The organism is Teichococcus aerofrigidensis, assembly GCF_054073225.1.
In genome coordinates, this window is sequence record NZ_JBSXMU010000018.1 from 1 (window position 1) to 18820 (window position 18820).

General features: G+C 70.1%; 19 protein-coding genes. 5 read left to right on the plus strand and 14 right to left on the minus strand.

Going from position 1 to position 18820, the window contains the following annotated elements; all coding sequences use genetic code 11:
• Window positions 1–114: 114 nt before the first annotated feature.
• From pqqE to pqqA, 5 genes are read right to left on the minus strand one after another with little or no spacing between them, the layout of a single operon-like run.
• On the minus strand, window positions 115–1203 hold the full coding sequence (gene pqqE / locus ACVMLK_RS06455) for a pyrroloquinoline quinone biosynthesis protein PqqE (RefSeq protein WP_457485920.1): 1089 nt from the start codon (window positions 1201–1203) through the stop codon (window positions 115–117).
• Window positions 1200–1460: a pyrroloquinoline quinone biosynthesis peptide chaperone PqqD gene (gene pqqD / locus ACVMLK_RS06460; protein ID WP_422921777.1), complete on the minus strand. Its 261-nt coding sequence runs from the start codon at window positions 1458–1460 to the stop codon at window positions 1200–1202. Before pqqD ends, pqqE begins: the two co-directional genes overlap by 4 nt.
• Entirely contained in the window at window positions 1457–2185 is a 729-nt protein-coding gene (gene pqqC / locus ACVMLK_RS06465; protein WP_198365894.1) for a pyrroloquinoline-quinone synthase PqqC, read from the minus strand. Before pqqC ends, pqqD begins: the two co-directional genes overlap by 4 nt.
• Complete coding sequence (pqqB, locus tag ACVMLK_RS06470) at window positions 2182–3078, minus strand: pyrroloquinoline quinone biosynthesis protein PqqB (RefSeq protein ID WP_457485921.1); 897 nt, start codon at window positions 3076–3078, stop codon at window positions 2182–2184. Before pqqB ends, pqqC begins: the two co-directional genes overlap by 4 nt.
• A 10-nt stretch (window positions 3079–3088) precedes the next feature.
• Entirely contained in the window at window positions 3089–3277 is a 189-nt protein-coding gene (gene pqqA, locus ACVMLK_RS06475; protein WP_422921779.1) for a pyrroloquinoline quinone precursor peptide PqqA, read from the minus strand.
• 68 nt (window positions 3278–3345) lie between these two features.
• On the opposite strand from pqqA, the gene ACVMLK_RS06480 reads away from it, so the two are divergent.
• The 5 genes from ACVMLK_RS06480 to ACVMLK_RS06500 all read left to right on the plus strand — a co-directional run bounded on the left by ACVMLK_RS06480 (window position 3346) and on the right by ACVMLK_RS06500 (window position 9233).
• Entirely contained in the window at window positions 3346–4668 is a 1323-nt protein-coding gene (locus ACVMLK_RS06480) for a PQQ-dependent sugar dehydrogenase (protein ID WP_457485922.1), read from the plus strand.
• A gap of 110 nt (window positions 4669–4778) precedes the next feature.
• Complete coding sequence (locus ACVMLK_RS06485) at window positions 4779–5474, plus strand: metallophosphoesterase family protein (protein WP_198365891.1); 696 nt, start codon at window positions 4779–4781, stop codon at window positions 5472–5474.
• Window positions 5475–5546: 72 nt separating this feature from the next.
• Window positions 5547–7091 (plus strand): D-glycero-beta-D-manno-heptose-7-phosphate kinase, encoded by a 1545-nt coding sequence (gene rfaE1, locus ACVMLK_RS06490; protein ID WP_198365890.1) that lies wholly within the window; start codon window positions 5547–5549, stop codon window positions 7089–7091.
• A 6-nt stretch (window positions 7092–7097) separates the two neighbouring features.
• Window positions 7098–8411, plus strand: coding sequence for a dGTP triphosphohydrolase (dgt, locus tag ACVMLK_RS06495; RefSeq protein ID WP_198365889.1), 1314 nt, complete (start codon window positions 7098–7100; stop codon window positions 8409–8411).
• 54 nt (window positions 8412–8465) lie between these two features.
• Complete coding sequence (locus tag ACVMLK_RS06500; RefSeq protein WP_457485923.1) at window positions 8466–9233, plus strand: enoyl-CoA hydratase; 768 nt, start codon at window positions 8466–8468, stop codon at window positions 9231–9233.
• 23 nt (window positions 9234–9256) lie between these two features.
• Here ACVMLK_RS06500 and ACVMLK_RS06505 read toward each other — a convergent pair whose 3' ends face one another.
• From ACVMLK_RS06505 to ACVMLK_RS06545, 9 genes are all read right to left on the minus strand, one after another.
• Window positions 9257–10168: a cation diffusion facilitator family transporter gene (locus tag ACVMLK_RS06505; protein ID WP_457485924.1), complete on the minus strand. Its 912-nt coding sequence runs from the start codon at window positions 10166–10168 to the stop codon at window positions 9257–9259.
• Between the two features lie 31 nt (window positions 10169–10199).
• The gene (locus ACVMLK_RS06510) at window positions 10200–10505 is read right to left on the minus strand and encodes a YciI family protein (RefSeq protein ID WP_457485925.1); all 306 of its coding nucleotides are present in this window, start codon (window positions 10503–10505) and stop codon (window positions 10200–10202) included.
• Between the two features lie 444 nt (window positions 10506–10949).
• A complete protein-coding gene (locus tag ACVMLK_RS06515) occupies window positions 10950–12491 on the minus strand; it encodes an acetolactate synthase large subunit (protein ID WP_198365876.1) in 1542 nt (513 codons plus the stop codon).
• A gap of 106 nt (window positions 12492–12597) precedes the next feature.
• A complete protein-coding gene (locus ACVMLK_RS06520) occupies window positions 12598–13611 on the minus strand; it encodes a cysteine synthase A (RefSeq protein WP_457485926.1) in 1014 nt (337 codons plus the stop codon).
• Window positions 13608–14243: a peroxiredoxin gene (locus tag ACVMLK_RS06525; protein WP_198365873.1), complete on the minus strand. Its 636-nt coding sequence runs from the start codon at window positions 14241–14243 to the stop codon at window positions 13608–13610. Before ACVMLK_RS06525 ends, ACVMLK_RS06520 begins: the two co-directional genes overlap by 4 nt.
• A gap of 130 nt (window positions 14244–14373) precedes the next feature.
• Window positions 14374–14577, minus strand: a complete 204-nt coding sequence (locus ACVMLK_RS06530; RefSeq protein ID WP_457485927.1) for a hypothetical protein — start codon at window positions 14575–14577, stop codon at window positions 14374–14376.
• Between the two features lie 230 nt (window positions 14578–14807).
• Entirely contained in the window at window positions 14808–15485 is a 678-nt protein-coding gene (locus tag ACVMLK_RS06535; RefSeq protein WP_198365870.1) for an SCO family protein, read from the minus strand.
• A gap of 76 nt (window positions 15486–15561) precedes the next feature.
• Window positions 15562–16599, minus strand: coding sequence for a ribonucleotide-diphosphate reductase subunit beta (locus tag ACVMLK_RS06540; protein ID WP_198365868.1), 1038 nt, complete (start codon window positions 16597–16599; stop codon window positions 15562–15564).
• A 112-nt stretch (window positions 16600–16711) separates the two neighbouring features.
• Entirely contained in the window at window positions 16712–18625 is a 1914-nt protein-coding gene (locus ACVMLK_RS06545; protein ID WP_422921783.1) for a ribonucleoside-diphosphate reductase subunit alpha, read from the minus strand.
• Between the last annotated feature and the right edge of the window lie 195 nt (window positions 18626–18820).

Sequence of the window (18820 nt, forward strand, 5' to 3'; positions counted from 1 at the left end):
CCCCCCCCCCCCCCCCCCCCCCCCCCCCCCCCCCCCCCCCCCCCCCGGGGCGGCGGCTCGATCACGGCCGCGGCGCGGCGGAGGGCGCCGCCAGGCGGCGCCGAGCCTACTGCGTCATGGCCGGCGCCAAGCGAAGCCCTCCGCCGGCATCACGGCCAGCGCCTCGTCCAGCCGGCGGCGGTCCGGCGAGAGAGCGCAGGCCGGATCGGTCCGCGCCGCGTCGCCGGTCAGCGCCAGCGCCTGACAGCGGCAGCCGCCCCAGTCCAGCTCGCGGCGCTCGCAGCTCCGGCAGGGCTCAGACATCCATCCAGTGCCGCGGAAGCGGTTGAAGGCGGCCGAGCCATACCAGATCTGCTCCAGGCTGCGCTCGGTGACACGGTCGAAGGACAATCCGGGAATGCTTTCGGCGGCATGACAGGGCAGCACGGCGCCGCTCGGCGTCACGTTGAGGAAGCGCCGCCCCCAGCCGCCCATGCAGGCCTTGGGCCGGCTGGCATGATAGTCCGGCGTGACGAAGTCGATCGCCATCCGACCCGCCAGGCGCCGCTCCGCTCCGGCCACGATCTGCCGTGACCGCGCGACCTGCGAGGCGTCCGGCATCAGGGCCGCGCGGTTACGCAGCGCCCAGCCATGATACTGCGTATGCGCGACTTCCAGCCGCGTGGCGCCCATCTGCTCGGCCAGGGCGATCATCGCCTCCAGCGCGTCCACGTTCTCCCGGTGCAGCACGGCGTTGACGGTGAGCGCCATGCCGGCGGCATGGACCGCCTCGGCGAGCGCGAGCTTGCGCGCATGGGCGCCGCGGAAACGCGCGATGCGGTCCGCCGCCTGCGCATCGGCATGCTGGATGGAAAGCTGCACATGCGGCAGGCCGGCGGCGGCAAGCGCCTTGAGCCGTGCCGCGTCCAGCAGCACGCCGGAGGTGATAAGATTGGCATAGAGGCCGACTTCCGTGGCCGTGGCGGTGATCGCCTCCAGATCCGGCCGCGCTGCCGGCTCGCCGCCCGAGAGATGCAGTTGCAGCACGCCGAGCGCCGCCGCCTCGCGCAGCACCCGCTGCCAAGTGGCCGTGTCGAGTTCGGCGTTCCGCCGCTCCAGGTCCACGGGGTTGGAGCAGTAGGGGCACCCGAGCGGGCAGCGGTGGGTGAGTTCGGCCAGCAGGCCCAGCGGTGGCGGGATCGCGGGCGGTCCTGGGACGTTCACGGCTGCACCAGCCCCTTCCGCCGCAAATCCTCCAGGACCTCGCGGACGTCCTCGGCGATGGCGGAGGCCGGCGCGTCGTATTCCTCGGCCAGCGCGGCGGCGAGCCGCGCGACATCGTGCTGTCCGTCCAGCCGCCGCAGGATGGCGTAGGCCACGTCGTCCAGCACCAGGACGCGTTCAGGCGCCAGCAGCACCCAGCTCTCGCGGCGCCTGTCGTAATGCAGCCGCACATGCGGCGAGAGGCGGGGCGCGCTCACGTCGGGCGGAAGCCGCCAGGCGGGATCAGGCCCGGCACGACATAGGCGTGATGCAGGGCGTCGAGCTGCGCCCACAGGACATCACACTTGAAGCGCAAGGCCTCCAGCACCTGGGCCTGCTGCTCCGGCGTTCTCGCCTCGCGGCGGACATAGTCCAGGGCGAAATCGGAATCGCGCGGCGCCTGCTCCATGCGGTGCGAGAAATAGTCCAGGGCCGCGGCGTCGATGAAGTCGTAGTGCCGCAACATGCCGGCGACGCGTTCGGAGATGATGATGGGCGAGAAGAGTTCCGTCAGCGAGGAGGCGACGGCCTCCAGAAGCGGGCGGTCGCGAACGAAGCGGACATAAGCATCCACGGCGAAGCGCGTCGCCGGGAGGATGCCGGTCCCGGCCTCCACCTGGCCACGCTCCAGCCCCACGCCATCGGTCAATGCCAGCCAGCGTCGGATGCCGCCCGGGTTGTCCGCGTCGCCGTCATGATCCTCCAGCCGCTGCCGCCATACGCGGCGCAGCGCCGGGTCCTCGGCGCGGGACAGGAAGGCGGCGTCCTTCAGCGGGATGCGGCTCTGGTAGTAGTATCTGTTCAGCGCCCAGGCCTGCACTTGGCCCCGGGTCAACGCCCCGTCATGCAGCAGGCGATGGAAGGGATGCAGGTTGTGGTAGCGCTCGGCGCCGATGGCGCGCAGCGCGACCTCCAGCTCCTCCGGGGACAGCAGCGGGCTCACCATGACAGCTCCAGGCCATCCTCCGCGATCTCCCACCCTCCTGCCGTCGCCTCGTTCCGCTCGGGGGAGCCCTCGCGCAGCACGGGGTTGGTGTTGTTGACATGGATCAGCACCTTCCGGCCGATGTCGAGGCCGGACAAGGCGGCGAGCGACCCGTCGGCGCCCGAGAGTGGCTGATGGCCCATCTGACGCCCTGTCCTGCTTCCGACGCCGGCCCGCGCCATCTCGTCGTCGGTCCAGACCGTGCCGTCGAAGAGCAGGAGTTCCGCCCCCTGAATCCGTTCGCGCAGCGCCGCTGTCACGGCATGACAGGCGGGAATGTAGTAGGCGCGCCGGCCATCCCGCGCCTCGACCTCCACCGCGACGGTGTCCTCGGCCTCGGCCTCCGCCTGCGCCTCAAGGTAGAGCGGCGGCTTGCCGGGGATGGCGAAGAGTCGCAGACGGGCTCCGCCGGGCAGGTTCCAGACCTCCTCCAGAGGCAGTGGCCGGCGCGTCACGCATTCGCCGGATAGCGCATCGAAGATGCGGTTCTCCGCCAGAATGCCCAAGACGCGCTGCGTCGCCCGCAACTCGAAGGCGTGCCGCTCCCGCAGGGATAGCAGGCCGGCAAGCTGGTCAATCTCGCCCCCCGTGAGCAGAACATGCGAGAGCGGACTATGGCGCGGCTGCCGGTTGTTCGGATGCAGGACAGGCTGCCGCGCGATCTGCTGCAGCAGCTCCGGCGCGGCATTCACCAGCAGCCAGTCCCCCCCCTGCAAGGCCATGGCCAGGGAGGACTGACTGCGCGGACGGAGATGCGGATCACCGGCCCGCGCCGCCCGGCAGTTCGGACAGGCGCAGTTCCATTGGGGAAACCCGCCACCGGCCGCGGCGCCCAGCACGAGCCAGCGCATCCCTCGCGGATCACTCCGCAACGGCGTAGGAATTGATCTCCATGCCGGTACGGATCTCGACGATTCGAGGCTTCTTCCAGATCTTCATGCGGCTGCTCCTCAGCGGTTGCGCCCTGGCCGGGGTCAGGGCGCCCCATGGCCTGGCATCCCGCTCAACGCGGCCCCGGAAGCGGGAGTTGCCGTGGGGATGATGAAACATGACATATCGGAAACCTATCCTGCCGGGCAGGATTGAGGCGGCATCGCTGTCTGAGACGGGAGTTGCCCATGCCCATCACCTCGCGCCGGCTGATCCTGGCCTCGGCCCTCGGCGCCGGCGGCCTATTGGCCGGAAGGGCCGGGGCCCAGGAGGTTCCTGTCGCCGGCATCGGCCGCGCTCCCGCCCTGCCGGCGCCCGATCTTCGTCACGAGACACGCAACTTCTCCCGCCAGATCGGCTGGCCGGAGGGCAAGACGCCGCGCGCCGCGCCAGGCTTCGCCGTGACCGAATATGCGCGCGACCTCGACAGCCCGCGCTGGATGCATCTCCTGCCGAATGGCGACGTTCTGGTCGCCGAGGCGCGTACCCTGCCGAAGCCGGCCCGGACGGCGGAGGAGCGGGAGCAGCAGGCACAGCAGGAGCGCGCGGGCACCGTGACGGGCGGCAGCGCCAACCGGATCACGCTCCTGCGTGACGTGGATGGCACCGGGCAGCCGGAGCGCCACGTGCTGCTGACCGATCTGAACCAGCCTTTCGGGATGCTCTATCGCGAGGGGCGGCTCTACGTGGCGAACACGGACGGCGTGCTTCGCTTCCCCTTCCGGCCCGGCGAGACGCGCATCGACGGCAGCCGGGCCGAGCGCATCCTCGACCTGCCCGCAGGCGGCTACAACAACCACTGGACGCGCAACATCATCGCCAGTCCCGATGGGCGGCGCCTCTACGTCTCGGTCGGCTCGGCCAGCAACAATGGCGAGTATGGCATGGAGGAGGAGCGGCGCCGCGCCGCGATCCTGGAGATCGATCCCGACGGCGGCGGCCAGCGGATCTTCGCCCATGGCCTGCGCAACCCCAATGGCATGGACTGGGAGCCCGTGACCGGCGCGCTCTGGACCGCGGTGAACGAGCGCGACAACATCGGCGACAACCTGGTGCCGGATTATATCACCCACGTGCGCGAGGGCGGCTTCTACGGGTGGCCCTACAGCTACTGGGGCAGCCATCCCGACCCCCGAATGGCGCATGAGCGGCCCGACCTGGTGCGCGCCGCCATCGCGCCGGACTACGCGCTGGGCAGCCACACGGCCTGCATCGGCCTGCAGTTCCTGCGCGGCACGGCGGTGCCGGAACGCTACCGGGGCGGCGCCCTGGTGGCGCAGCGCGGCTCCTGGAACCGCAGCGCGTTCAGCGGCTATCGCGTCGCCTTCGTCCCCTTCGCCGGGGGCCGGCCGAGCGGTCTGGCGGAGGACTTCCTGACCGGCTTCATGCCTGACCCGGAGCGGGGCGAGACCCACGGCCGGCCGGTCGGCGTGATCCAGGACGCGCGCGGCGCCGTGCTGGTGACGGACGACACCGGCAACCGCATCTGGCGCGTCGCGCCCGCCGTCTGAAAGGCGCCGCCTGGGGCCGCGTGACGCGGATGCGTTGAACCCCCGCCGCCGCGGGCGCATGATGCGGCGGCGCCACGCTGGCGCCGCTGTCTCCTGGGGGCTTCATCGTCATGGATCTACCCGCCCCCGGCCTGCTGCCGGACGGCCTCCGCGTCTACGCCATCGGCGACGTGCATGGCTGCGCCGACCGGCTGGAGGCCCTGCATGCCCGCATCGCGCGGGACTGGCGCGACCGCCCGGCGGCGCGCTGCGCCATCGTCCATCTGGGCGACTACATCGATCGCGGCGAGGCCAGCGCGGCGGTGCTCGACCGCCTCGCCGGGCCCGGGCCGATCGCGGGGGCGGAATGGATTCTGCTGCGCGGCAATCACGAGGCGATGATGCTCGACGCCCTGACGGCGGGGCCCGGAACGGTGGCCGAGGATCTCTGGCTGTGGAATGGCGGCGACGCCACCCTGGCCAGCTACGGCGCCGAGGACAGCCGCCTGGTGCTGCCGGAGGCGCATCTGGCGCTGCTGCGCGGCCTGCGGCCGTCCTGGTCGGCGGGCGACTATTTCTTCGTCCATGCCGGCATCGACCCGCGTCGCGCCCTCGAGAGCCAGCGCGAGCTGGACCTGATGTGGATCCGCGAGCCCTTCCTCTCCTGGCCCCGGCCGCTGCCGCGCATCGTCGTCCACGGCCATACCCCCTCCCGCGCCCCGGAACTGCGGCGCTGGCGAATCGGCATCGACACCGGCGCGGTGGCCGGAGGCGCCCTCACCGCCCTGGCGCTGGACGCCGCCAGCCTGCGGTTTCTCTCGGCATGAGGCCGCCGCCCCGGAGGCCGGGCCGCCAGGGCGCCTTGCGTGCAGCGCCAGGGCTGCGCTAGGCCCTTGCCGATGCAAGGCCCCGTGCCCCCCTCCCCCCTGCCGGACGCACCCCTGCCGGATGCTCCCCGGCCGAACACGCAGGACGATCCGCGGCCCGGCCCCGGCACCCAGCCGGATCTGGCCGATGCGGTGCGGCAGCTGAAGCGCGCCTCCGTCCTCGTGGTGGGCGACGCCATGCTGGACCGCTACGTCTACGGCCATGTCCGCCGCATCAGCCCGGAGGCGCCCGTCCCCGTGCTGACGGTGGAGCGGGAGTTGGCCATGCCGGGCGGGGCGGGCAATGTGGTGCGCAACCTGACGGCGCTGGGCTCCGCCGTGGCCTTCCTCTCCGTCGTGGGGGACGACCAGGCGGGCAGCGACCTGACCGGGCTGATCGGCGGCCAGCCCGGCGTCGAGCCCTGGCTGCTGGTCCAGGGCGGGCGCATCACCACCACCAAGACCCGCTTCATCGCCGCCGGCCAGCAGATGCTGCGCGCCGACCAGGAGGTGGCGCGGCCGATCCATGAGCGGCTGGCCGAGCGGCTGATCCGCATCGCCACCGACACCGTGGCCGCCACCAGTGTCATGGTGCTCTCCGACTACCGCAAGGGCGTGCTCTCCGGCGGCACGACGGAGAAGCTGATCGCCGCCGCCAGGGCGGCCGGCCGGCGCGTCGTCGTGGACCCCAAGGGCGAGGATTTCTCCCGCTACGCGGGGGCCGATGTCATCACGCCGAACCGCGCCGAGCTGGCGCTCGCCACCCAGATGCCGGTGGACAGCGAGGCGGCCATCGTCGCCGCCGCCCGCGCCCTGCAGGCGCGCCACGGCTTCCACGCCGTGCTGGTGACGCGCAGCGAGGACGGCATGACCCTGCTTGAGGGGGAGGCGGTGCATCACCTGCCGGCCGAGGCCCCCGAGGTGCATGACGTCTCGGGCGCGGGGGATACGGTGGTCGCCGTGCTGGCGGCCGGCTTCGCCGCCGGCCTGCCGCTGCCGCTGGCGGCGCGCCTCGCCAATATCGCCGCCGGGCTCGTGGTGGGAAAGGTCGGCACCGCGGTGGCCCGGGAGGCCGATCTGCTGGAGGCCCTGACGCCCGAGCGTGGCGCGCTGCGCAAGGTGATGCGCCGCGCCGCCGCCGCCGAGCAGGTGGAGCGCTGGCGCCAGCGCGGCTGGCGCGTCGGCTTCACCAATGGCTGCTTCGACCTGCTGCATCCGGGACATGTGCATCTGCTGGAGCAGGCGCGCTCCTGGTGTGACCGTCTGGTGGTCGGGCTCAACGCCGATTCCAGCGTCAAGCGGCTGAAGGGCCCCTCCCGCCCGGTGCAGCCCGAGGCGGCGCGCGCTGCCGTGCTGGCCTCCCTCGCCACCGTCGACCTCGTCACCATCTTCGAGGAGGACACGCCGCTGGACCTGATCCGGCTGCTGCAGCCCGAGGTGCTGGTGAAGGGCGCCGACTATACCGTGGATCAGGTGGTGGGCGGTGAGTTGCTGCAGGACTGGGGCGGGGTGGTGAAGCTCGCCGAGTTGCTGCCGGGCAATTCCACCACCGCGACCGTGGCGCGGATGCGGGGCTGAGCGCCGGTGCGCTGGTCCCGCCTGTTCGAGACCCGCCGCTTCACCGAGCCCTCCGCCCGCGTCGCCGCCAACCGCAACGCCTTCCAGATCGACCAGGACCGCATCGTCTTCAGCCGCCCCTTCCGCCGGCTGCAGCAGAAGACCCAGGTCCATCCCCTGCCCTTCAACGCGCATGTCCGCAACCGCCTGCTGCACACGCTGGAGGTGGCCTCGGTCGGGCGCTCGCTCGGCTTCACCGTCGGCACCGACTGCGCCGCCGAGTTGGCCGGCAGCGGCCATACGCCGGACGACCTCGGCTATCTGGTGCAGGCGGTCTGCCTGGCGCATGACATCGGCAATCCGCCCTTCGGCCATGCCGGCGAGGAGGTGATCGCCGGCTTCATGGCCCAGTGGCTGCAGGGGCCAGGCGCCGCCGGTCTGGAGCTGGACGCGGATCTGCGCTTCTTCGACGGCAATGCCCAGGGCTTCCGCATCCTGACCCGGGCCGACGGCTACCGCGAGCGCGGCGGCCTGAAGCTGACGCTGGCCAGCCTCGGCGCCTTCCTAAAATACCCCTGGGACGCGACCGACCCGCGGGCCGAGCGGCGCGGCCGGCCCGGCGTGAAGTTCAACCATTTCGCCACCGAGCGCGCCGCCTTCGGGGAGGTGCTGGCGGGCTGCGGGCTCGACGGGCCGCATCCGCGCCATCCCGCCGTCTGGCTGATGGAGGCGGCGGACGACATCACCTATGGCCTGGCCGATCTCGAGGACGCGGTCGAGCTCGATATGGTGCCCTATCGCGACTACGAGGCCCTGGTCGCTCCCCTCGCCCAGGCCGACCGCGCCCGGCTGGCGGGCGAGGACACCGAGGTGCAGAAGGTCGCCCTGCTGCGCTCCAAGGCCATCGGCCGGATGATCGGCGCCGTGGCGGTGGCCTTCGCCCGGCATCGCGAGCCCATCCTGGAAGGCCGGATGGCGCCCGGACAGTCGCTGATCGGCCTCTGCGCGCCGGACCTCCTGGAGCCCTTCGACGCCATCCGCCGCACCAACCGCGACACGCTCTACTTCCACCCGCGCAAGGCGGAGTTTGAGATCGGCGCGCGCGACGTGCTGGAGAAGACGCTCAGCGTCTTCCTGGAGGCCTGCCTCGCCTTCGTCCAGGCCGGGGGCGATGTCGAGCGCGTCTCCGGCCCGGCACGGCAGGCCCTGTCGCTGATGCGCGACTATCATCCGAAGCGGGATTACAGCCCGAGCGAGACCATCCGCTGCGCCGTCGATTTCGTCGCCGGCATGACGGACAACTACGCCGCCTATCTGGCCGCCCGGCTGCGCGGCCTGTAGCCGCACCGGCCGCCCGGCGCCGGCGCGGCGGCGCACGAAACGCGGGAGGAACGCATGGAACTGCTGAACCGGCATTGCGCCGTCGAGCGCCGGGGCGAGGTGGCCTGGCTGACCATCCATGAGGCCGGCCGGGCCAATATCCTGAGCACCGCGGTGATCCTGGCGCTGACCGAGGGGATCGGGCTGCTGGGCCGGGAGGCCGGGTTGCGCGCCATCGTGCTGACCGGATCGGGCGAGCGCAGCTTCATCGGCGGCGCCGACCTGCGCGAGATGGCGGCGCTGGACCCTGCCTCCGCCGAGGCCTTCATCACCCGCCTGGGCGGGCTTTGCGAGGCGGCGCGGCAATGCCCGCTGCCGGTGGTGGCGCGCATCCAGGGCTGGGCCCTGGGCGGCGGGCTGGAACTGGCCATGGCCTGCGATCTGCGCGTCGCGGCACCCGGGGCCCAGTTCGCCATGCCGGAGGTGAAGGTCGGCATTCCCTCCGTGATCCATGCGGCGCTGATGCCGCGGCTGATCGGCTGGGGCCGGGCGCGCTGGATGCTGATGACCGCCGCCACCATCGACGCCGCCACGGCGCTGGACTGGGGGCTGATCGACGCGGTGGCCGGGCCGGAAGGGCTGGACTCGGCCGTCGAGGCGGCGCTGGCGCCGATCCTGGAATGCGAGCCGCGCGCCATCGCGGCGCAGAAGGCCCTCCTGCGGCAATGGGAGGAGCTGCCGCTGACGGCCTCCGTCGCCGCCAGCGTGCCGGTCTTCGCCGAGGCCTTCACGACCGATGCCCCGGGCCGGGCGATGCGCGGCGCCCTGGCGCGGAAGGGCTGAGGCCCGGAAGGGCGCCGGGCGCTTCAGAACCAGCGCCGGTCGCCGACGAAATCCACGGTCAGCCAGCGATGCGGCCCGTCGCTCCCCAGCGCCGCGCTGATCTCCTCCCGCACGGCGTCGAAGCCCTGGACACCGTCCAGCGGATGGCCGGGCGGCACCAGGATATGGGCCTCGACAAAGAGGCCGCGCCCGATCTTGGCGACATAGCTGGAATAGGCGGGGAAGCCGTGCCGCGCCGTCACCTCGTCCAGGATGGCGCGCACCCGGCGGTCGAGGGAGGTGGGCGTGACCAGCAGCACCTCCGACATCGCCTTGCGCACCGTGCGGACCGGCACGGGCAGCAGGCAGAGCGTCAGCACCGCCAGGGCCAGCGGATCGGCATAGGGCGTCAGATGCGCGTAGGGCCCCCGGCCCAGCAGCAGCCCGGCGAGGAAGGCCAGCAGCAGCGCCCCGGTGATCGTCCCCGCCATGATCCAGCCCTGCACGTCCAGCGCCACCAGATCCGAGCCGATGCGGCGGTTGGCGCGGCGGCCATAGGCGGCCATGGCGAAGCTCACCGCGGCGATGGCCGCGGCGTAGCCGACGGCCCAGCCGAAGGCGAGGTCGCGGCCGCCCTGCAGCAGGCTGCCCACCGCGTTGAGGAAGGCATAGGCGCAGGTCAGCATCAGCACGAAGCCGTTGAAGACGAGCACCATGGGCTCGATGTGCCAGAAGCCGTGCTGGAAGCGCCGGCTGTCGCCGCGCGCCAGCAGGCGGGCGACGAACAGCGCCAGCAGCGACATGGTGGCGTCGATCAGCGAGAAGACGCCGTCGAAGACGATGGAGAGCGAGCCGGACAGCAGGCCAAACAGCACGCCCGCCGCCGCCACGACGAGCGTGACGCCGAAGGAGCGGCGGAGCACCTTCTCCTCCGCCCTGGACTGGCCCTGCGGCATGTCCGCTGCTCCTGCTCCTGCTCCTGGCGGCTCAGCACGGCGGCAGGTGGCGCCTGCCGTCCAGATAGGCCTTGCGCCACCGCGTGATGCGGATGGTCTCGAACAGGCCGGCCTGGGTGAAGGGGTCCTGCTGGATGAAGGCCTCCGCCTCGGCCCGGTTCTCGACATTGACGATGTAGAGGCCGCCACCGGCATCGGCGCCGTCATCGGTCAGCTTGGCGCCGCAGGCCAGGAGCAGGGCGGCGTTGCGGTCCAGGAAATCGATGTGCACGGCCCGGGTGGACTGGCGCAGCGCCTGGCTGTCGGCCTTGTCCCAGGTTTCGATGAGATAGGGCATGGCGATTCCTCCTGATTGCCGGCCGGCCCATTCTGGCCCCTCCCCGCCCGGAGAGGAAAGCGTCCGGCAACCTCGGGAGGAAGGGGCGCGGACCGGGACCGGCACGCCCTGCCCGCGTGCCAATCGACAGAGCCTGTGGCGCCCCCTTCGGGCTCCCCAGGCCGGAAGCGCGCCTGAGGAGCGGCGCGCTTCATCCCGGTCCGCTTCCGGCGCTTCGCCTCCCCTGCAGGCGGAGCGCCGGATCCCGCAATGTCAGGCAGAGAAGGCGGGGAGCCGGGGAGAGTAGTGCGGGATCCGGTTCCGCGGTGGGACGGTCGTGACCGCGTTCCACCTCATCTTCTGCAACTGCGAGTTATTCTCAATTAAACCGACCTGGCGGCCGGGTCAAGCCCCCCGGAGGGGCTGCCGGGGGCCGGGGGAACGAGGCCCCCCGGCCCCGCCGGTTCAGATCATCAGCTCGATCAGGAAGGGCGCGTCGCTGGAGAAGGACTGGCTCATCAGGTCCGCGCACTGCTCCAGCGAGGTGGCCCGCGCCGCCGCGACCCCCATGCCGCCGGCGAGCTTCAGCCAATCGAGATCGGGATTGCCAAGGTCGAGCATGCTCATCGCCGTCGGTCCGGGATTGGCGCCGACATTCTGATACTCGCCGATGAGGATCTGGTACTTGCGGTTGGAGAGGATGACCGTGGTCACCGGCAGCTTCTCGCGGGCCTGGGTCCAGAGCGACTGAAGCGTGTACATGGCCGAGCCATCGGCCTGCAGGTTGATCACCCGCCGCTGCCGCCCGGCGCCGATCGCGGCACCGGTGGCGAGCGGCATGCCGCAGCCGATGGCGCCGCCGGTGATCTGCAGCCAGTCATGCGCCGGCGCCGCGTGCGTCTCCTTGAAGAAGCCGCGTCCGAAGGAGACGCTCTCGTCGGCGATGATGGCGCCTTCCGGCATCACCGCCGCCAGCGTCCGCGCCAGCCCTTCCGGCGTCGGCGCGCCGCGGGCGATCTCCGGCCTCGGGCCGGGGTCGGGGATGGCCGCCTCGGCCGCGCCCAGCTCCTCGACCAGCGCCCGGAGCGCCGCAAGCCCGTCCTGCTCGTAGCGCGCCAGGACATGCACCTCGGCGGTCTCGGGATAGTGCAGGCTGGGCTTTCCGGGATAGGCGAAGAAGCCGACCGGCGCCTTGGCGTTCACCAGGATCAGGTGCTCGACCCACTTCAGCGCCTCGATCGCCTGGTCGACCGGATAGGGCACGCGCTCCAGCGGCAGCCGGCCCCGCCCGCGCTCATGCCGGGCATTCGACATCTCGGCCATGACGCGCTGGCCGGTGGCCTGGGCGGCGCGCCAGGCGAAAGCCTGCGCCTCGCCGCGCAGGGCCGCGCCGCCCAGCAGGATCAGCACGTTCTTCTTCTCGCGCAGCACCCGCGCGGCGGTCTTCACCGCATGCGGGTCGGGCGCCGGGGCGGGCGGCACCGGCAGGGCGGCGGCGACTTCGCCGCCCTCGTTCCAGGCCGTGTCCGCCGGCAGGATCAGGGTCGCGATCTGCCCCGGCGAGGTCCGCGCGGCCTGCACCGCCACGGCGGCATCGGCACCGACGCGGCGGGCATCCATCGCGGTCCGCACCCAGCCGGAGACGCCGCGCGCCCAGCCCTCGGTGTCGGCGGTGAGCTGGGCATCCAGCGGGCGGTGATAGGTGGCCTGATCGCCGACGATGTTGACGATCCCGCTGCGGGCGCGACGGGCGTTGTGCAGGTTGGCCAGGCCGTTGGCGAGGCCGGGGCCGCAATGCAACAGGGTGGCCGCCGGCTTCTGCGCCATGCGCCAGTAGCCGTCGGCCATGCCGGTGACGATGTTCTCCTGCAGCCCCAGCACGCAGCGCATGCCGGGGATCCGGTCGAGTGCCGCGACGAAGTGCATCTCGCTGGTGCCAGGATTGGCAAAACAGGTGTCCACCTCGCTCTTGAGCAGCGTGTGGACCAGGCTTTCAGCTCCGTTCACCGGCGTTCTCCCTTGCAGCCATCGGCGGCGGCCAGGGTGACGCCAAAGCGGCGGGCGGCCAAGCCCGGCGCGATCGCATTCCGATACGGCGGCGTGAAAACCCGCGTCAGTCCAGCCAGGGCGGGACCGGCAGCCCCTTCTCGCGCAGGAAGGCGGGGTTGAAGAGCTTGGACTGATAGCGGGCGCCGCCGTCGCAGAGGATGGTCACCACCGTGTGGCCGGGCCCCAGCGCCTTCGCCACGCGCACCGCGGCCGCCACGTTCAGCCCGGCGCTGCCGCCGACCGAGAGCCCCTCCTCCACCAGCAGGGAGAAGACCTGCCGCAGCGCCTCGGCATCCAGGATGGTCTCGGCGCCATCGATCGGCGCGCCGTCCAGATTGCCGGGCACCCGCGCCGCCTGGCCGATTCCCTCCGTGATGGAGCTGCCCGCCGTCGCCTTGACCGTGCCATTCCTGACCCAGGGCGCCAGGGCGCTGCCCTCGGGATCGGCCAGCACGACGCGCACGCCGGAATGCCGCGCCTTCAGGGCCCGGGCGATGCCCGCCAGCGTCCCGCCGGTGCCGCAGGAGCAGGTGAAGGCGTCGATCCGCCCGCCGGTCTGGTCCCAGATCTCCGGCCCGGTGGTCGCCTCGTGCGCCCGCGCATTGGCCAGGTTGTCGAATTGGTTGGCCCAGACCGCGCCCAGCTCCTCGGCCAGCCGGCGGGAGACATGGACGTAGTTGCCCGGATCGGCATAGGGCCTGGCCGGCACCAGGCGGAGGTCGGCGCCGATCATGCGCAGGAAATCGAGCTTTTCCCGGCTCTGCGTCTCGGGCACGACGATGATGCTCTTCCAGCCGCGGGCATTGGCGGCGAGCGCCAGGCCGATGCCGGTATTGCCGGCCGTGCCCTCGACCACGGTGCCCGGCCGGCCCGGGGTCAGCAGGCCGCGTTCCACCGCATCCTGCAGGATGCCGAGCGCCGCCCGGTCCTTCACCGAGCCGCCGGGATTCATGAACTCGGCCTTGCCCAGGATCTCGCAGCCGGTCTCCTCCGAGGCCCGGCGAAGCCGGATCAGCGGTGTCCGGCCGACCGCGCCCCAGAAGCCTTCGACCGCCTGCGAGACCGGTGCCAGCATCATGCCTTCTCCACATCCACCCAACGCAGATACGGCCTCTCGGCCTCCCAGCCCTGCGGGAACCGCTCCCGGGCCTGCTCGTCCGGGATGGAGGGAACGATGATCGCCCGCTCGCCCGGCTGCCAGTTCACCGGAGTCGCGACCTTGTGGCGATCCGTCAACTGGAGACTGTCGATCACCCGCAGCACTTCCTGGAAGTTCCGCCCGGTCGAGGGCGGATAGGCCAGGGTCAGGCGTACCTTCTTCGCCGGATCGATGACGAAGACGGTGCGGACCGTGACGGCCGCGTCCGCCTCGGGATGGATCATGCCATAGAGGTGGGACACCGCACGGTCCGCGTCGGAGATCAGCGGGAAGTTGACGGCCGCGCCCTGCGTGTCGGCGATATCCGCGTTCCAGCCGGCGTGATTGTCCAGGGTATCCACCGAGAGGCCGATCACCTTGACGCCGCGCCGGTCGAATTCCGGCTTCAGCCGGGCGGCCTCGCCCAGCTCGGTGGTGCAGACCGGCGTGAAATCACGGGGGTGGCTGAACAGCACCACCCAGGACTCCTCCGCCCAGTCATGGAAGCGGATCGGCCCCTCCGACGTCTCGGCGCTGAAATCGGGGGCCGTTTGGCCCAGCTGAAGGGTCATGCCGCGATCTCCCTGGCGTTCAGGAAGGAAATCACGACTCGTGCTGAACATCAATTCTGAAATACGTACCGAGGACGGGGATATCAGATGATCCCCGCAATTCCGCGATCTCAATTCGTCAATTGACGGTCTAGTTGCCCGGCTCCGGATGCCGGAGAAGCCAGAGGCGCTCATGCGCCGCGACCAGGCTCTCCATGTTCTTGCGGCGGTTGGTGTCCGGGGAGTTCGGCCGCCGGGTCACCATCTTCTCCAGGATCCGCAGCAGCTCCTCGGCAACCTCGTAGTCGCTCTGGTCGCAGGCCTGGTGGAAGGCGATCAGGATCTTGTCCGACAACCGACGCGTGTGACGCGGAGCCGGCTGGACCTTGGCTGGCTCCTGAACGCCCTGCCCTTCTGACCAATCTTCCGCCATGCTGCCTAGCCTCCTTGCTTTCGCAGGCGTGCCGCGCGCGCCACGGGCTCACGCAAGCTTCGCATCAAGGACATGTACGCGACAAAGCCCCGGCTGCACAGGGTGGTGATCACGATCGCGTTGCCCTTTAAAGATGTAAGGCCCAACTGTGTCTATAGTGTCGCGAGCTGCGCCTGAACGGCCTTGGCGATGTCTTCCGGCGTCGATTGCGGGCGCAGCAGCATGCGCACGCGCCCATCCTTGCCGATCAGGTAGATGAAGGAGGAATGGTCGACGAGGTACTCGGTCATCTCGGGGCGCTTGACCTTGGCGTAGAAGACCCGGAACCGGCGTGCCACCTCGGCGACCTGCTCCGGCGTCCCGGTCAGCCCGACCATGCGCGGATGGAAGTTGGTCACGTAGGCCTTGAGCTGCTCGGGCGTATCCCGCTCGGGATCGACGCTGAACAGGACCGGCGTGACCCGCTCGGCCTGGGCCGCGGGCAGCAGGTCCAGGGCGCTGGCGATGGCGCCAAGCTCGGTCGGGCAGACGTCGGGGCAGTAGGTGAAGCCGAAGTAGCCCACCATCAGCGCGCCGCCCAGTTCGGCCTGGGTGACGCTGCGCCCCTCCTGGTCGGTCAGGCGGAAGGGGCCGCCCAGCACCATGCCCTCGGGGAGCTGCACGCCCCCCACGGAGGGCACCGCCGCCTCCTGCCCCATCAGCCCGGCGACCTGGCGCATGAAGGCATCGCCGAGCGGCTCGCCCGGCTGGCGGTTGAAGGCCGCGGCGCCCCAGAGCGCGCCGAGGCCCAGGATCAGGAAGAGCACGAGGATGCGGATCAGCCTTTGCATCCCGCCTGCTTAGCCGATCCGGCGCCGGAAGCGGAGGGGACCGATTGTCCCACCCGCCCCCCGGCCGGCGGACGGATCAGGGCAGCAGCTGCCCTTCCGGCTGCTTGTCGGCGAAGACACCGTCGGCGAAGGCCTCCTCCCAGCTACCCTGGGTGCTGGCCTTGGAATACTCGGTGGCGCGCCCCTCGAAGAAGTTCATGTGCTCGACGGCATTCAGGATCTCGTCCAGCCAGGGCAGCGGGTTCTTCTCGATCCCGTAATGGGGGTCGAGGCCGAGCTGCTGCAGGCGGCGGTCGGCGATGAAGCGGATATAGAGTTTCACATCCTCCGCCGTCATGCCCTGCACGCCGCCCAGCTCGAAGGCGAGGTCGATGAAGGCGTCCTCGTGCTCGACGATCGTGGTGCAGATCTCCAGCAGCTCCCGCTTCAGCTGCGGCGTCCAGATCTCCGGGTTCTCCTGCACGAAGGTACGGAACAGCCGGATGACGGAGAGACAATGCAGCGTTTCGTCGCGCACCGACCAGGAGACGATCTGTCCCATGCCCTTCATCTTGTTGAAGCGCGGGAAGTTCATCAGGATGGCGAAGGAGGCGAAGAGCTGCAGCCCCTCGGTGAAGGCGCCGAAGGCGGCCAGCGTCTTGGCGATCTCGGTCTTGTTCTCGACCGAGAAGGACTGCATGTAGTCGTACTTGTCCTTCATCTCCTTGTACTTCAGGAAGGCCGTGTACTCGATTTCCGGCATCCCGATGGTGTCGAGGAGATGCGAATACGCCGCGATATGGATGGTCTCGATGTTGGAGAAGGCCGAGAGCATCATCAGCACTTCCGTCGGCTTGAACACCTGGGAATAGTGCTTCATGTAGCAGTTGTTCACCTCGACATCGGCCTGGGTGAAGAAGCGGAAGATCTGCGTCAGAAGGTTCCGCTCGGCCTCGGTCAGGTTCTTCTGCCAGTCCTTCACGTCATCGGCCATCGGAACCTCTTCCGGCAGCCAGTGGACGCGCTGCTGCGTCATCCAGGCATCATAGGCCCAAGGATAGCGGAAGGGCTTGTAGACCGGGTTGGCGGTCAGCAGGTCCAACCTCTCGGGGGCGGCATCGGTGGTCGCGGACATGGCATGTCTCCGGCGTCTGGACGCGAGGCGCCCGGCCGACCCGGATCACGGGCCGGCGGCGCCATCGCTGGTCAGGAAAAGGCTTGGTCGGGGGTGGAAGGCCAGACCGGTCTCACTGACAGGCGAGGCATTCCTCGTAATTCGTGCCGTTGCCGCCCGCCTCCGCGGCCACGGCGCGCACCGGCGCCACACCGGGAAGCGGCGCGCTCGGCAACACGGCCTCCAGGCTGTTGGCCGCGGCGAAGCCGAGCGCGGGCTGGGCCGAGACCTTCTCGCTGATGGTGTCGGCGCGCTGGATCGACAGCGAGCGGCAGTAGTAGAGCGACTTCACACCCTTCTTCCAGGCCTGGAAGTGGATCTGGTGCAGGTCGCGCTTGTGCACATCGGCCGGCAGGAAGAGGTTCACCGACTGGCTCTGGCAGATGAACGGCGTGCGGTCGGCGGCATGTTCCACCACCCAGCGCTGGTCCAGCTCGAAGGCCGTCTTGAAGACAGCCTTCTCCTGCTCGTCCAGGAAATCCAGGTGCTGCACACTGCCCTTCGTGACGGTGATGTTGGTCCAGGTCTCGTCATCGTCGCGGCCGTGCTTCTGAAGCAGCTTCTTCAGATACGGGTTGCGCACGATGAAGCTGCCGGACAGAGTCTTGTGGTTGTAGACATTGGCCGCGATCGGCTCGATGCCCGGGCTGGCGCCACCGCAGATGATGCTGATCGACGCCGTCGGCGCGATCGCCATCTTGTTCGAGAAACGCTCCATGAAACCGTATTCGGCGGCATCCGGGCAGGGCCCGCGCTCCTCGGCGAGCTGCCGGCTGGCGACATCGGCCTGCTCGCGGATGTGCCGGAACATCCGCTTGTTCCACACCTTCGCGATAACGCTTTCGAACGGCACGTTCTGCGCCTGCAGGAAGGAGTGGAAGCCCATCACGCCGAGGCCCACCGAGCGCTCGCGCATGGCGCTGTACTTGGCGCGCGCCATGCTGTCGGGGGCGTTGTCGATGAAGCTCTGCAGCACGTTGTCCAGGAAGCGCATCACGTCGGGGATGAAGCGCGGCTCATCCTTCCACTGGAACCAGGTCTCGAGGTTCAGCGAGGAGAGGCAGCACACCGCGGTGCGCTCCTGGCCATGCTGGTCGCGCCCGGTGGGCAGGGTGATCTCGGAGCACAGGTTGGAGGTCTTGACCTCCAGGCCGGCGAGCTTCTGGTGCTCCGGCTGCGCACGGTTCACGTGGTCGGAATAGATGATGTAGGGCTCGCCCTGCTCGATGCGGGCCATCAGGATGCGGATCCACAGCCCGCGCGCCGGGATCTTGCGAATGACGGCGCCGTCCTTGGGCGAGGTCAGCGCCCATTCCTCATCCGCCTCGACGGCGCGCATGAAGGCATCCGGGATCAGGATGCCGTGGTGCAGGTTCAGCGCCTTGCGGTTCGGATCGCCGCCGGTCGGGCGGCGCATGTCGATGAATTCCTCGATCTCGGGGTGCGAGACCGGCAGATAGACCGCCGCCGAGCCGCGCCGCAGCGAGCCCTGGCTGATCGCCAGCGTCAGGCTGTCCATCACGCGGATGAAGGGGATGATGCCGCTGGTCTTGCCGTTCTGCCCGACCTTCTCGCCGATCGAACGCAGATTGCCCCAGTAGGAACCGATGCCGCCACCCTTGGAGGCCAGCCAGACATTCTCGTTCCACAGGTCGACAATGCCGTTCAGGCTGTCATTCGCCTCGTTCAGGAAGCAGGAGATGGGCAGGCCGCGCGTCGTGCCGCCATTCGACAGCACCGGCGTCGCCGGCATGAACCAGAGCTGCGAGATGTAATCGTAGATGCGCTGCGCATGCGCCGCGTCGTCGCCATAGGCGCTGGCCACGCGCGCGAAAAGATCCTGATAGGATTCGCCCGGCATCAGGTACCGGTCGTCCAGCGTCGCCTTGCCGAAATCGGTCAGCAGCGCATCCCGCGACCGGTCCACATGCACCTGGCCATGCCCCGCGAGCTGAATGTCATCGGCAAGCTGAATGGCATCGAACACGGCGAGAATCCCTGATGGGTTGTAGTTTGGTGAGGCGCAGGTTTGCACCGCGTCGCCCGGAGCTTCAACCCATATCTGGTGGGTCGGATGCAGGACGTCCCCCCACAATTTGCTTGCCTGGCGTTTTGCCCACAGCACCCACCGCGCCGCGACTCACGGAAAAATCTGGCAAAGCCAGGGTTATCCACCGCCACC

Coding starts and splice junctions, on each gene's coding strand:
- pqqB (WP_457485921.1), bottom strand. CDS start 3,078: ATGCGCTGGCTCGTGCTGGGCGCCGCGGCCGGTGGCGGGTTTCCCCAA.
- pqqA (WP_422921779.1), bottom strand. CDS start 3,277: ATGTTTCATCATCCCCACGGCAACTCCCGCTTCCGGGGCCGCGTTGAG.
- ACVMLK_RS06480 (WP_457485922.1), top strand. CDS start 3,346: ATGCCCATCACCTCGCGCCGGCTGATCCTGGCCTCGGCCCTCGGCGCC.
- ACVMLK_RS06485 (WP_198365891.1), top strand. CDS start 4,779: ATGGATCTACCCGCCCCCGGCCTGCTGCCGGACGGCCTCCGCGTCTAC.
- rfaE1 (WP_198365890.1), top strand. CDS start 5,547: ATGCAAGGCCCCGTGCCCCCCTCCCCCCTGCCGGACGCACCCCTGCCG.
- ACVMLK_RS06500 (WP_457485923.1), top strand. CDS start 8,466: ATGGAACTGCTGAACCGGCATTGCGCCGTCGAGCGCCGGGGCGAGGTG.
- ACVMLK_RS06505 (WP_457485924.1), bottom strand. CDS start 10,168: ATGCCGCAGGGCCAGTCCAGGGCGGAGGAGAAGGTGCTCCGCCGCTCC.
- ACVMLK_RS06510 (WP_457485925.1), bottom strand. CDS start 10,505: ATGCCCTATCTCATCGAAACCTGGGACAAGGCCGACAGCCAGGCGCTG.
- ACVMLK_RS06520 (WP_457485926.1), bottom strand. CDS start 13,611: ATGATGCTGGCACCGGTCTCGCAGGCGGTCGAAGGCTTCTGGGGCGCG.
- ACVMLK_RS06525 (WP_198365873.1), bottom strand. CDS start 14,243: ATGACCCTTCAGCTGGGCCAAACGGCCCCCGATTTCAGCGCCGAGACG.
- ACVMLK_RS06535 (WP_198365870.1), bottom strand. CDS start 15,485: ATGCAAAGGCTGATCCGCATCCTCGTGCTCTTCCTGATCCTGGGCCTC.
- ACVMLK_RS06540 (WP_198365868.1), bottom strand. CDS start 16,599: ATGTCCGCGACCACCGATGCCGCCCCCGAGAGGTTGGACCTGCTGACC.